The sequence below is a fragment of the Pseudomonas sp. NPDC089569 genome, from assembly GCF_050280625.1.
GTDB lineage: Bacteria > Pseudomonadota > Gammaproteobacteria > Pseudomonadales > Pseudomonadaceae > Aquipseudomonas.
This window is the reverse complement of record NZ_JBNNVQ010000035.1, coordinates 43,979-55,286: the sequence shown is the minus strand read 5'-3', so window position 1 is coordinate 55,286 and position 11,308 is coordinate 43,979. Positions and strand designations below refer to the sequence as shown.

Here is an 11,308-nt window from a genome sequence, read left to right as displayed (position 1 = left end):
TTCGAGGTAAAGGGGGGACGCATGAAAAACTCCAACAATACTGCGTGTACACAGAGTGCAAGCAGCCAGAAATAGCCTTGCGCCGAACAGTGACTCCTACACTGGTACAACAGGCTGTGCATCCAGCCCCCGAAGACCACTGCAAAAGGAGTCGGAGACATGACCGTTGACCGTATCTGTGACTGTCCGAAGTGCAACTGCAAGCTCGGCGAGCATCCGATCGTGCGCCACGGCAAGCACTACTGCTGCGAAGCCTGTGCCAAGCACCACGAGCACGGCGAGGAGTGTGCCCATCAAGGTTGCAAGTGCGCCCATGGCTGATGGCTATCGCCCACGGGAAGGTGGAGCCTAGTCGGGCTCCACTTCCAGTTTCAGGCTGCCATCGTCCAGTCGTTCACTTTGGCAGACCATACCGCTCAGGCGACGTCCGTTGACCCTCAGATCGACGGTTTTCGCCTGTTCGAGATCTTGCGGCAAGGGCGCAGGAATGCGTATCGCGAAGCGGCCCGGGTCGTGTTCGACCTGTTCCAGGCCGACCGGGCATTCGGCGCTTCTGGTCATGGGGCCGGATGAGGTGTCCAGACTGTAGTCCAGGCGCGCCGGGCTGCTGACGAACGTTGATTGCACTTCGCTTCCCCCTGATGAACATTGCCGGGTTTCAATTTGCCGGCCGCCATTTGACATTTTCCACGCCGAATTTTTCTGCCGCCGGTTTGCTGGTCTTTTGCACCTTCTCACGGCCGAACCGGGGGATTCTTCCGACCCCCGCGTCGCAGCTTGCCCAATGCCAAGCCTCGGCGTTGTCCATTTTTTCCAGACGGATAATGAACGACTTGGGAACACCATGAAGAGTGTATTCAATGACGAATAGTTTTGCGCTGTTCATAAGGCCCTTGTTCCTCCCTGTTGTACATAGAAGGATCGCGGGACACCGGGAAAATTCACTCGAATGCTCAGGCGGTGGGCCAGCGCTGGCGAGCGCATTGATGCCTCGTTACCATGGAGACCTTCCCAGCCCCAATGATCATTGACCATGGCCCTTGCCGCTCCGCCGGATCTGAGTGATACCGATGTGCCCGTGCAACCACTGGCGCGCACCTATCCGCGCGGGTTGTTCATCGAGCCTCATGAGCACGTGTGGGGGCAGTTGTTGTATGCGATGAGCGGAGTGATGTGGGTCCAGACCCCTCACGAAGCGCTGGTGGTGCCACCGCAGCGGGCCGTATGGTTGCCGCCGGGCGTGCCCCACGGGATTCGTGTGGTGACTGACCTGCAGATGCGCAATATCTACCTGCGTCCGGCCCTGGCCGCGACACTGGATGACACGGTTCAGGTCATCGAGGTCGGCGGGCTGTTGCGCGAGTTGATCGTTGGCCTGGTGGAGCAGGGCGACGATGCGGCGCCCGAGTATTACGACGCGTTGGTGGGGCTTGCGCTGCTGGAGCTCAAGCGGGCCAGGCGCTCGATGTTGAAGATTGCCCTGCCGGACGATTCCGACCGGCGCTTGATGAACCTGTGCCAGGCCGTCATGGCCCAGCCCTCGCTGGACATCTCCTTTGAGCAACATGCCGAAAACGCCGGAGCCAGCGTGCGCACCCTTGCGCGGTTGTTCAAGGACGGCCTGGGCATGGGGTTCGCCGAGTGGCGGCGTCAGGTGCAACTGGCAACAGCGACGGCCGAGTTGATCCAGGGTGTCGCGGTGAGTGCCATCGCTCGGGAGCTGGGTTATTCGCCCAGCAGTTTCAGCGACATGTTCCGCCGGGAGCTGGGTGTTGCGCCTTCGCACTTTTCTGCGAGCCAACGCCAGGGCTGAACCTTGCGTATTGCGGGGTTGGCCGAAATTCAGAAGCCTTTGACCGGTGCTCATGATCGCCCCCTTCTAGACTTCAGGCACACCTCAATTGCCCACGGAGTCTGCCATGAGCTACTTCATTTCAATGTTGATCGGTCTGGGTGTCGGCCTGCTTTATGGCGCCCTGGACTTTCGTTCTCCCGCACCACCGGCTATCGCCCTGGTTGGGCTGCTGGGCATGCAGGTCGGTGAAAAGCTCTGGCCGATGAGCCGTGAGTGGGTCGCTGGCTGGATCTCCTGAATCCTCATTCTTACTGGAAGCAATGACATGAAAGCACTGCAGTTCGACAAAACCGGCGACCTTTCAGCCCTGCGCTACGTCGAGGTGCCAACCCCTGTGCCCGGTGCCGATGAAGTGCTGGTGGAAATCAAGGCGGCCGGACTCAACCCCAGCGATGTGAAAAACGTCCTGGGACGTTTTCCCTACACCACCTTGCCGCGGATTCCCGGTCGCGATTTCGCCGGTATCGTGGTGCAAGGCCCGCAAGCGCTGCTGGGGCAGGAAGTCTGGGGCACGGGCCGCGAGCTGGGGTTCTTCGCCGATGGTTCCCATGCGCAGTTTGTCAAACTGCCGGCCAATGGCGTTGCCCTCAAACCCACGCATCTGAGCTTCAGCCAGGCGGCCAGTCTCGGCGTGCCCTACACCACGGCATGGGACGCACTGGAGCGCAGCCTGGTGAGTGCCGATACCCGCTTGTTGGTGATCGGCGGCGGAGCGGTGGGCAGTGCCGCGCTGGCATTGGCGAAGGTGCGTGGCGCCAGGGTGCTGGCGGCAGCGCGCCGGCCGGAGCAGGTCAGGGAGTTGCAGGCGTCGGGTTATCAGACGCTGCAGCTGGATAAACCCGAGGATTTGGGCGCGCAGGTGAACGCCGTGTTCACCGGTGGTGCCGACGTGATTTTCGACACCACCGGTTTCTGGTTGCCGGCCTCCGTCGCGGCATTGGCCACGTTCGGGCGAATCGCAATCATCGCCGCACCAGTGGACGGCATGGTCCAGCTGCCGGCTCTGGCGCTGTATCGCAAGGGCGGTTCGGTGGTGGGGATCAATTCGCTGCTCTACGGTGTGCAGGCATGCGCAGCGATGCTTGATCGCTTCGGCAAGTTCTTCGACCAGGACTTGTTGCCGTTGCCCCAGGGGCTGTTCGAATCGCCATTGGCGCAAGGCCTGGAGCGTTATGCCGAGGTCAACCAGGGCAGTGGCGACAAAGTGATCCTGTTGCCGTAACGATGACGAGCAATGTGGGAGCAGGCCCGCTCCCACAACGTGACGCTGCGCGCAATGCCTTGGGCGAATCTCGCTCTGCTAAAATCGGCCTCATTGACCCTGAGAGGTGCCAAGATGAGCGAACCGATTCGCCTGACCCAATACAGCCACGGTGCGGGATGCGGTTGCAAGATTTCCCCGCAGGTACTGGAAGTGATCCTGGCCGGCAGCGGCGCACAGAACCTTGATCCGAAACTCTGGGTCGGCAATGCCTCGCGCGACGATGCGGCGGTGTACTCCATCGATGAAGAGCGGGGTGTGGTATCGACCACGGACTTTTTCATGCCGATCGTCGACGATCCGTTCGATTTCGGCCGCATCGCCGCCACCAATGCCATCAGCGACATCTATGCCATGGGCGGCGATCCGTTGATGGCCATCGCGATTCTTGGCTGGCCGGTCAATGTGCTGGCGCCGGAGATTGCCCGGGAAGTGATTCGCGGCGGTCGCTCGGTGTGCGATGAAGCAGGCATACCGCTGGCGGGCGGGCATTCCATCGATGCGCCGGAGCCGATCTTCGGCCTGGCCGTCACCGGCATGGTGGAAAAGCGCCACATGAAGCGCAACGACACCGCCACCGCCGGTTGCCTGCTTTATCTGACCAAGCCCCTGGGTATCGGCATCCTTACGACCGCCGAGAAAAAGGGCAAGTTGCGCAATGCCGATATCGGGCTGGCGCGGGACTGGATGTGCACGCTGAACAAGCCTGGCAGCCGTTTCGGCAAACTCGAAGGGGTGACCGCGATGACCGATGTCACCGGTTTCGGGCTGCTAGGGCACCTGGTGGAAATGGCCGACGGCAGTAACCTGACCGCACGTATCGAATATGACCGGGTACCGCGACTGCCGGGCGTCGAGTATTACCTTGAGCAGGGCTGCATTCCCGGCGGCACGCTGCGTAACTTCGACAGCTATGCCAGCAAACTGGGGCGCCTGCAGGAGCTGCACAAGCGCGTGCTGTGCGATCCACAGACCAGCGGTGGCCTGCTGATTGCCGTGACGCCCGAAGGTAACGAAGCGTTTCTTGCGCTCGCCGCCGAGTTGAATCTGGAACTGGCCCCCATTGGCGAACTGGTCGAGCGACAGAGCCACGCGGTCGAGGTGTCTTGATGTCCGTGGATTGCACCGATTACCGCGATATTTTCCTCAACGACCGGCCGATGATGGATACCCGTGCGCCGGTGGAGTTTGCAAAGGGCTCCTTTCCCGCAGTGGTCAACCTGCCGCTGATGAACGACCACGAGCGGCAACGGGTCGGCACCTGCTACAAGCAGCACGGCCAACAGGCTGCCATGGAGCTGGGGCACCGACTGGTGTCGGGCGATATCAAGGCCGAACGCATTCAGGCCTGGGCGGACTTCGCCCGGGCGCATCCCGATGGGCTCCTGTACTGTTTTCGTGGCGGCCTGCGCTCGCAGATCGCCCAGCGCTGGCTCATGGAGGAGGCGGGTATCGACTATCCGCGCGTTGGCGGCGGTTACAAGGCCATGCGCACCTTTCTGCTGGAAACGCTGGTCCAGGCTGTTGACCAATGCGATTTCGTTTTATTGGGCGGTATGACCGGTACCGGCAAAACCGAAGTGCTGACGCATTTGAACAACGGGGTGGACCTTGAGGGGCATGCCAATCATCGCGGCTCCAGTTTCGGTAAGCGCGCCACGGGCCAACCGTCCAATATCGACTTTGAAAACCGCCTGGCAGTCGACCTGCTGAAGAAGCGCGCCCGCGGCATGCAACAGTTCGTGCTGGAAGACGAAAATCGTGCGATCGGCAGTTGTGCGCTGCCATTACCGCTGTATCAGAGCATGCAGCAATTGCCGATGGTCTGGCTTGAAGACAGCCTGCAAGGACGGGTCGAGCGGATTTTGCGCGATTACGTGGTGGATTTGTGTGGCGAGTTCGTCAGGGTGCATGGCGACGAAGGCTTTGCGCTGTTTTCCGAACGTATGCTGGCAAGCCTGAACAATGTGTACAAGCGCCTGGGTGGCGAGCGGCATCGGCGGATGCTGCTGATGATGGAAGATGCACTGGCCGAGCAGGCCAACAGCGGCTCGGTGGACATGCACCGGGCCTGGATCGAAGGACTGCTGGTTGAGTATTACGACCCGATGTATGCCTTTCAGCGGGAGAAGAAAGGGGCCCGGATCGAGTTTGCCGGGGAGCGGGAGGCGGTGATTGAGTACTTGCGGGAGCGGGTAAACCTGCGAGGTTGATACTGGATTTTCCGGCCAATCGCGAGCAGGCTCGCTCCCACATTGGATTTACGTACGACAAATGCCTTGTGGGAGCGAGCCTGCTCGCGATGGGGCCAGTAGAGGTACCTGACTCAGGTCGGGCAAGTCACCGGCCGGTTATCCAGCCCTTGCTTGTAGCTATGGCTTTGCAGGCTGGCCTTGCCGTTGTGCCAGGTCAGCGTCAGCACGTACAGCGAATCGTAATCGTTCGATTCCCAGTCTTCGGCGATGTTCTGCTTCTTGCCGACGGCTTGTCCGGCGACCTTGTTGATCAACTCCGGCAGATAGCCGTGGGACCAGGCCGTGTAGATGATCGAGTTGTGGTACTTGTCGTGGAGCAGCTCGTCGGCCAGGTCGCTGGTGTCATTGGCCGAGAACTCGATATTCACCGGCAGGCCCAGTTTGATCGCGCTGGGGCTGATGGTCATCAAGGGGCGGATGTAGCTGTAGGAGTTGTCCTGTTCGCCCTCTTCGACGTTGCGAGTCGGATTGGCGGCAAACACGTAGTTGGCCTTGCCGAATTTTTCCGGCAGCAGGGTGGCCAGGTCGATGGCGCGGTTCAGGCCCTGGCAGTTGAGTTGCCCAAGGCCGCCGGCGGGTTTTTCTCCATGACGCAGGAACACCAGCGTCTGGACGCCATCTACCGGTTGAGCGCGACTTTCGCTGGACTCCAGCGTCAAAAACAACGCGCCGGCCGCCAAAAGGGCAGGCAGGAGCAGGTAAACGCGATGTTTGAAGTGTTTGGCGAAAGTCAGCGGGTTCTTCATGGAGTAAAGAGTCTTCAGTGCATTGGGTTAAGGCTGACAAGCCATTACACCGTGATTGACTGCATCGGTGTTTTCCATGTCGTTGAACTGATCCGTTTCAAGGGGACAGTGCTCAGAGTCCCCTGACACCCGTTTGGTTCGAATCCGGTCAAGAGTGCAGCAATGTTCGGTAACCTTCAACGGGTTGAAGTGAAGGATATCGACAGGATGTTGCGAAAATATGGACAGACTACACCGCAAACTGCTCCGAATCGCTGTGATCTCTTTTGATCATGACCATCAGCGCAAATGATGGCTCCGGGCGTCGCAGTCGGCGCTATCTACATTATGATCGGCATTCTCAATTGCTCCGTGGATCCTGTCATGACCGATTTGTCTGCGTTCCCCATCACTGAAAAATGGCCGGCCCAAAACCCGGAATGGATTCAGCTGTACTCCTTGCCGACCCCCAACGGCGTCAAGGTCTCGATCATGCTCGAAGAAATCGGGCTGCCGTATGAGCCGCATCGTGTGGGATTCGACACCAACGACCAGATGTCCCCGCAATTTCTCTCGCTGAACCCGAACAACAAGATTCCGGCCATCCTCGATCCCCATGGCCCGGAAGGCACACCATTGCCGTTGTTCGAGTCCGGGGCGATTCTGATTTACCTGGCCGACAAGAGCGGGCAATTGCTCGCCCGGGAGTCGGCGCAGCGCTACGAAACCATCCAGTGGCTGATGTTCCAGATGGGCGGGATCGGTCCCATGTTCGGTCAGCTGGGGTTCTTCAATAAATTTGCCGGCAAGGATTACGAAGACAAGCGTCCCCGCGACCGCTATGTCGAAGAAAGCAGGCGCCTGCTCAGTGTTCTGGATCGACGTCTGGAAGGGCGGGACTGGATCATGGGCGAGCGCTACACCATTGCCGATATCGCCACGTTCCCGTGGGTGCGCAACCTGATCGGCTTCTACGAGGCCGGCGATCTGGTGGGCATCCAGAACTTCCCCAACGTCACGCGAGTGCTGGAGCGCTTCCTGGCGCGTCCGGCGGTCAAGCGCGGGCTGGAAATCCCCAAGCCCCTCTCAAACTGACGCTAAAACCTGTAGGAGCGAGCATGCTCGCGATGAGCGACCAGCCACCGCGGGAAAGCTGACAGCCCGCGTTATCGTTCACGACCATCGTCGGAACGCCGCCCGGAGCAAGCTCGCTCCTACAGTTCACTCTTTTTCAGGATGACCTATGCCCAGCCAGTTCCCCGAAGCACGCCCACGCCGTCTGCGCCGCAATGCGAGCCTGCGCAGCCTGTTCCAGGAGTGCGAATTCAGCCTCAACGACCTGGTACTGCCGATTTTCGTCGAAGAGGAAATCGACGATTTCGTGCCGATCAAAAGCATGCCCGGCGTGATGCGCATTCCGGAGTCGAAGCTGGCCGGCGAAATCGAGCGTTATGCCCGGGCCGGAATCAAGTCGGTGATGACATTCGGTGTGTCCCACCATCTGGACGGCACCGGCAGCGATACCTGGAATGAAAACGGCCTGGTGTCGCGCATGTCGCGCATCGCCAAGGATGCCGTGCCGGAAATGATTGTCATGTCCGACACCTGTTTCTGCGAGTACACCGATCACGGCCATTGTGGCGTGTTGCATCAGCATGAAGTGGATAACGACCAGACCTTGATCAATCTTGGCAAGCAAGCGGTCGCGGCGGCCCGCGCCGGGGCCGATGTGATTGCGCCGTCCGCGGCCATGGACGGGCAGGTCCAGGCCATTCGCCGGGCGCTCGATCTGGCCGGCTTCAATCAGACGGCAATCATGGCCTATTCCACCAAGTTCGCCTCCGCACTCTATGGCCCGTTCCGCGAGGCCGGTGGCAGTGCACTCAAGGGCGATCGCAAAAGCTATCAGATGAACCCGATGAACCGCCGCGAAGCGGTGCGCGAATCGCTGCTGGACGAACAGGAAGGTGCCGATGCGCTGATGGTCAAGCCGGCGGGTGCTTACCTGGACATCATCCGCGATATTCGCGAAGCCTCGCGTTTGCCATTGACGGCTTATCAGGTCAGCGGTGAGTACGCGATGATCAAGTTCGCCGCACAGGCCGGCGCCATCGACGAAGATCGGGTGGTACGCGAAAGCCTTGGCGCGATCAAGCGGGCAGGGGCGGACCTGATCTTTACCTACTTTGCGATGGACCTGGCACTGGCCGGAATCTGATCTGTAGGAGCGAGCAAGCTCGCGATGGTCGACAACGATAACGCTGGAAACCTGACACCCCGCGTCGATCTCAGGCTCATCGCGAGCATGCTCGCTCCTACAGAAAGTGCAGTGTGGTCAGTTAACGCCAAAAAACGGCCGAATCCCGTGCTGCTTGAAGTACCGCTGGATCACTTTCGGGTCCGAACTGGCTTCGGCGATAGCCACATAGGTGTCCGGCCGCAGCAGGTAAAAACTGTTGCGGCCCAGGCCCGCGGCGTCGAAGGCCGGTCGCCAGGCAAACACATGCAGTGGTAAATGACGCTCGTTGCACCAGGTAATCATTTCGTCGCTGGTGTCGCCATACACATGCACCTGCCAGCCCGGATACCTCAGTGATTCGTAATTGTCCCCTTCGCCGTCGTGCGCCCAGGGCAAACGATCGCCGCCATGAACGTGACCGGCAACGCCAGCGCTCAGGGGCATTCCCCGGTAATTCAGGGTGATCTGCGACACCGTACGGAAGAGAAATTCACGGGATGTTTCGAACGAGGCCATTTTCGGTATCAGCAGAGGCGCCAGGCGCGTACGCAGCAGATCGGCCACGCGGCCCTCGGCCGTGACGAAGGTGAAGACACGGTCGGTGGTGGCCACCAGTTTTCTGGCAAATGCGATACGTTCTGTTTCGTAGGTCGCGAGAAGTCCGGCCTCGGCACCGCCGGTCAGCACGGCGGCGAGCTTCCAGGCTAGATTGATTGCATCGCCGATCCCCGTGTTCATTCCCTGACCACCGGCAGGGCTGTGCACATGGGCGGCATCACCCAGCAAAAAGGCCCGACCGGTACGAAAGTGATTCGCGACCCGATGGTGGACGCGGTAAGTGGAAAACCAGTTCAGTTGCTCGATCTTCACCTTCATGTGGGTGATGGCCCGACTGCTGACATCTTCGAACCGCAGGGTTTCGGCCTGTTCGGCGCGTTCATCGCGCACGGTACCTATCAGGCGTGCGCGTCCCTCACCGGCCAACGGGAACACCGCGAGAAAGTCCGCTTCATCGAGATCCACGTGCAGTTCGCCGTTGAACGTCGGTCCGCTGGCCTGCACATCGGCAACATAGAAAATCTGCTGGTACGTACCGCCGGGGAATCCGGTATCCAGGGTCTTGCGCACGATTGAGCGGGCACCGTCGCAACCGGCCAGGTAACAGGTCTGGCAAATTTCCTGCTGGCCGTCGGGCAGGCGCAATGTGGCGGTGATGCCATCGCCGCTCTCCTCGAATCCCAGCAACTCGGTGTTGCGCTCCACCGTGATGCCGAAGGCTTCGAGACTGTCGATCAACAGCCGCTCGTGTTCATCCTGCGGGAAAATTTCAAGGAAGGCGTAGGGCGTCAGACCCTCACCGACACGGCTCAACGGCAAGCGAGCCACAGCGTCGCCCTTGACCCAGAAGTTGGCGGCCGCCACGCGGTGGCCATGCTCGATGACGGCGTCAGCGAGATCGAGCTGGCGATACAACTCCAGCGTCCGCGCCTGCACGGCCAGTGCTCGGGACGTTGTTCCAGGTGCCGATGATTTGTCGACAATCCGCGGGCGGATACCCAGATTGCTCAACCACAGCGCCAGTACCAGTCCGGTCGGGCCGGCACCGATGATCAACACGTCGCTACGGTGCATGCGCCTGTCCTCCACGCAATGTGGACCAAGTATGGTCCAAAAGGGCCGGGTAGCCAGTTCGTGGCAGGCTCAGGAACGGTCGGCTTGCGTCAGGGTCATAGCCTGCGTCATGCCTTTGGTCGTAGGGTTAACCCGGCTCAACGGACTCTCTGGAGCAACATGCAACCTCATCGATTGATCCTGGGCATCGCCGCGTTGCTGGTGCTGGCCGGATGCAGTGGTCAACGGACCCAGGCGCCGCCTGCGCGGGAACCTGCGCAGGTCAAGGCAGAAATCCTGCGCCTGCTGCCGGGCAAAGCCGTCGACCGCCAGGGCTGGGCCACGGATATACAGGTGGCGTTTGCCGCGCAAAACATTGAACCGACCACGCAAAATCTGTGTTCGGTACTGGCGGTAACCGAGCAGGAATCGACCTTTGAGGCAGACCCGTCGGTGCCGGGGCTGGGCAAGATTGCGCGTGACGAAATCAATCGCCGGGCGGCCAAGGCGCACATCCCCGAACTGTTGGTCAACGCTGCGCTGCAGGTGCATTCACCCAATGGCAAGACTTACAGCGACCGGCTGGACGCCGTGCGCAGCGAAAAGGAGCTGAGCGCGATTTTCGACGACTTCATCGGCATGGTGCCAATGGGCCGGACGTTGTTCGCAGGCTTCAACCCGGTGCACACGGGCGGGCCGATGCAAGTCAGTATCGATTTCGCCGAGCAACAGGCCAAGGGCTACCCCTATCCGGTGAACGGCTCGATCCGCCGCGAAGTGTTTACCCGTCGTGGCGGTATGTACTTTGGTATCGCGCATTTGCTCGGCTACCCGGTGAGTTATCAGGCGCCGTTGTATCGCTTCGCCGATTTCAATGCAGGCTGGTACGCCAGCCGCAATGCCGCCTTTCAGAATGCCGTGAGTCGGGCTACCGGCATCCCGCTGGCACTGGATGGCGATCTGGTCAACTACGACTCGATCATGCCCGGCAGCACGGAACGGGCCGTACGCACCCTTGGCAAGCGGCTGGATATGCGCAATCCGGTGATCCGGGATCAGTTGGAGGAGGGCAAGACACTGGCATTCGAGGAGACCCGGCTCTACCAGCGGGTTTTCGCCCTGGCCGAAGAAGCTGAAGGTCGGCCGTTGCCTCGCGCGTTACTGCCGGGAATCGTGCTGCAAAGCCCGAAAATTACCCGAAAGCTCACGACGGCCTGGTTTGCTCAACGGGTCGACGAGCGTTACAAACGTTGCATGGCGCGCTGAATGAGTCGAAAGAACGACACGAAAAAGCCCGGCTGATCAGGCCGGGCTTTTTGCGGGTACTGCAGTTTCAGTGATGCATTCAGGCAACGGTGTTGC

13 protein-coding genes are annotated in these 11,308 nt (G+C 60.4%); 9 read left to right on the top strand and 4 right to left on the bottom strand.

The window, feature by feature from the left end:
* The first annotated feature begins 159 nt into the window (after positions 1-159).
* On the top strand, positions 160-321 hold the full coding sequence (locus ACQKP2_RS16075; RefSeq protein ID WP_427577770.1) for a metallothionein: 162 nt from the start codon (positions 160-162) through the stop codon (positions 319-321).
* 27 nt (positions 322-348) lie between these two features.
* Here the strand turns inward: ACQKP2_RS16075 and ACQKP2_RS16070 are convergent, their stop codons facing one another.
* Together ACQKP2_RS16070 and ACQKP2_RS16065 are read right to left on the bottom strand one after the other, a co-directional pair.
* A complete protein-coding gene (locus ACQKP2_RS16070) occupies positions 349-561 on the bottom strand; it encodes a hypothetical protein (RefSeq protein WP_427577775.1) in 213 nt (70 codons plus the stop codon).
* A 97-nt stretch (positions 562-658) separates the two neighbouring features.
* Positions 659-886: a DUF6555 family protein gene (locus ACQKP2_RS16065; protein ID WP_427577768.1), complete on the bottom strand. Its 228-nt coding sequence runs from the start codon at positions 884-886 to the stop codon at positions 659-661.
* Between the two features lie 147 nt (positions 887-1,033).
* Here ACQKP2_RS16065 and ACQKP2_RS16060 point away from each other — a divergent pair, with 147 nt between their 5' ends.
* The 5 genes from ACQKP2_RS16060 (at position 1,034) to mnmH (ending at position 5,329) form a co-directional block, all read left to right on the top strand.
* Complete coding sequence (locus tag ACQKP2_RS16060) at positions 1,034-1,813, top strand: AraC family transcriptional regulator (RefSeq protein WP_427577767.1); 780 nt, start codon at positions 1,034-1,036, stop codon at positions 1,811-1,813.
* A gap of 106 nt (positions 1,814-1,919) precedes the next feature.
* Positions 1,920-2,093 (top strand): DUF1427 family protein, encoded by a 174-nt coding sequence (locus ACQKP2_RS16055; RefSeq protein WP_427577765.1) that lies wholly within the window; start codon positions 1,920-1,922, stop codon positions 2,091-2,093.
* Positions 2,094-2,120: 27 nt separating this feature from the next.
* On the top strand, positions 2,121-3,077 hold the full coding sequence (locus tag ACQKP2_RS16050; protein ID WP_427577763.1) for a quinone oxidoreductase family protein: 957 nt from the start codon (positions 2,121-2,123) through the stop codon (positions 3,075-3,077).
* A 114-nt stretch (positions 3,078-3,191) separates the two neighbouring features.
* Positions 3,192-4,226 (top strand): selenide, water dikinase SelD, encoded by a 1,035-nt coding sequence (selD, locus tag ACQKP2_RS16045; protein WP_427577762.1) that lies wholly within the window; start codon positions 3,192-3,194, stop codon positions 4,224-4,226.
* Positions 4,226-5,329 carry a tRNA 2-selenouridine(34) synthase MnmH gene (gene mnmH, locus ACQKP2_RS16040; protein ID WP_427577761.1) on the top strand — a complete coding sequence of 368 codons (1,104 nt, stop codon included), beginning with the start codon at positions 4,226-4,228 and terminating at the stop codon, positions 5,327-5,329. Before selD ends, mnmH begins: the two co-directional genes overlap by 1 nt.
* Positions 5,330-5,442: 113 nt before the next feature.
* Here mnmH and ACQKP2_RS16035 read toward each other — a convergent pair whose 3' ends face one another.
* On the bottom strand, positions 5,443-6,117 hold the full coding sequence (locus ACQKP2_RS16035) for a histidine phosphatase family protein (protein ID WP_427577759.1): 675 nt from the start codon (positions 6,115-6,117) through the stop codon (positions 5,443-5,445).
* Positions 6,118-6,480: 363 nt separating this feature from the next.
* On the opposite strand from ACQKP2_RS16035, the gene ACQKP2_RS16030 reads away from it, so the two are divergent.
* Complete coding sequence (locus ACQKP2_RS16030) at positions 6,481-7,191, top strand: glutathione binding-like protein (RefSeq protein ID WP_427577758.1); 711 nt, start codon at positions 6,481-6,483, stop codon at positions 7,189-7,191.
* Positions 7,192-7,339: 148 nt separating this feature from the next.
* The gene (gene hemB, locus ACQKP2_RS16025; protein ID WP_427577756.1) at positions 7,340-8,314 is read left to right on the top strand and encodes a porphobilinogen synthase; all 975 of its coding nucleotides are present in this window, start codon (positions 7,340-7,342) and stop codon (positions 8,312-8,314) included.
* A 117-nt stretch (positions 8,315-8,431) separates the two neighbouring features.
* On the opposite strand, the gene ACQKP2_RS16020 is transcribed toward hemB, so the two are convergent.
* Positions 8,432-9,967 (bottom strand): FAD-dependent monooxygenase, encoded by a 1,536-nt coding sequence (locus ACQKP2_RS16020; protein WP_427577755.1) that lies wholly within the window; start codon positions 9,965-9,967, stop codon positions 8,432-8,434.
* Between the two features lie 159 nt (positions 9,968-10,126).
* Here ACQKP2_RS16020 and ACQKP2_RS16015 point away from each other — a divergent pair, with 159 nt between their 5' ends.
* Entirely contained in the window at positions 10,127-11,212 is a 1,086-nt protein-coding gene (locus ACQKP2_RS16015) for a DUF1615 domain-containing protein (protein WP_427577753.1), read from the top strand.
* The last annotated feature ends 96 nt before the right edge of the window (positions 11,213-11,308 follow it).

What these genes read in the sequence shown, in the direction of transcription:
- ACQKP2_RS16075 (WP_427577770.1), top strand. Translation starts at nt 160, where the DNA reads ATGACCGTTGACCGTATCTGTGACTGTCCGAAGTGCAACTGCAAGCTC.
- ACQKP2_RS16065 (WP_427577768.1), bottom strand. Translation starts at nt 886, where the DNA reads ATGAACAGCGCAAAACTATTCGTCATTGAATACACTCTTCATGGTGTT.
- selD (WP_427577762.1), top strand. Translation starts at nt 3,192, where the DNA reads ATGAGCGAACCGATTCGCCTGACCCAATACAGCCACGGTGCGGGATGC.
- ACQKP2_RS16015 (WP_427577753.1), top strand. Translation starts at nt 10,127, where the DNA reads ATGCAACCTCATCGATTGATCCTGGGCATCGCCGCGTTGCTGGTGCTG.
- ACQKP2_RS16035 (WP_427577759.1), bottom strand. Translation starts at nt 6,117, where the DNA reads ATGAAGAACCCGCTGACTTTCGCCAAACACTTCAAACATCGCGTTTAC.
- ACQKP2_RS16050 (WP_427577763.1), top strand. Translation starts at nt 2,121, where the DNA reads ATGAAAGCACTGCAGTTCGACAAAACCGGCGACCTTTCAGCCCTGCGC.
- ACQKP2_RS16055 (WP_427577765.1), top strand. Translation starts at nt 1,920, where the DNA reads ATGAGCTACTTCATTTCAATGTTGATCGGTCTGGGTGTCGGCCTGCTT.
- mnmH (WP_427577761.1), top strand. Translation starts at nt 4,226, where the DNA reads ATGTCCGTGGATTGCACCGATTACCGCGATATTTTCCTCAACGACCGG.
- hemB (WP_427577756.1), top strand. Translation starts at nt 7,340, where the DNA reads ATGCCCAGCCAGTTCCCCGAAGCACGCCCACGCCGTCTGCGCCGCAAT.
- ACQKP2_RS16060 (WP_427577767.1), top strand. Translation starts at nt 1,034, where the DNA reads ATGGCCCTTGCCGCTCCGCCGGATCTGAGTGATACCGATGTGCCCGTG.
- ACQKP2_RS16020 (WP_427577755.1), bottom strand. Translation starts at nt 9,967, where the DNA reads ATGCACCGTAGCGACGTGTTGATCATCGGTGCCGGCCCGACCGGACTG.
- ACQKP2_RS16030 (WP_427577758.1), top strand. Translation starts at nt 6,481, where the DNA reads ATGACCGATTTGTCTGCGTTCCCCATCACTGAAAAATGGCCGGCCCAA.
- ACQKP2_RS16070 (WP_427577775.1), bottom strand. Translation starts at nt 561, where the DNA reads ATGACCAGAAGCGCCGAATGCCCGGTCGGCCTGGAACAGGTCGAACAC.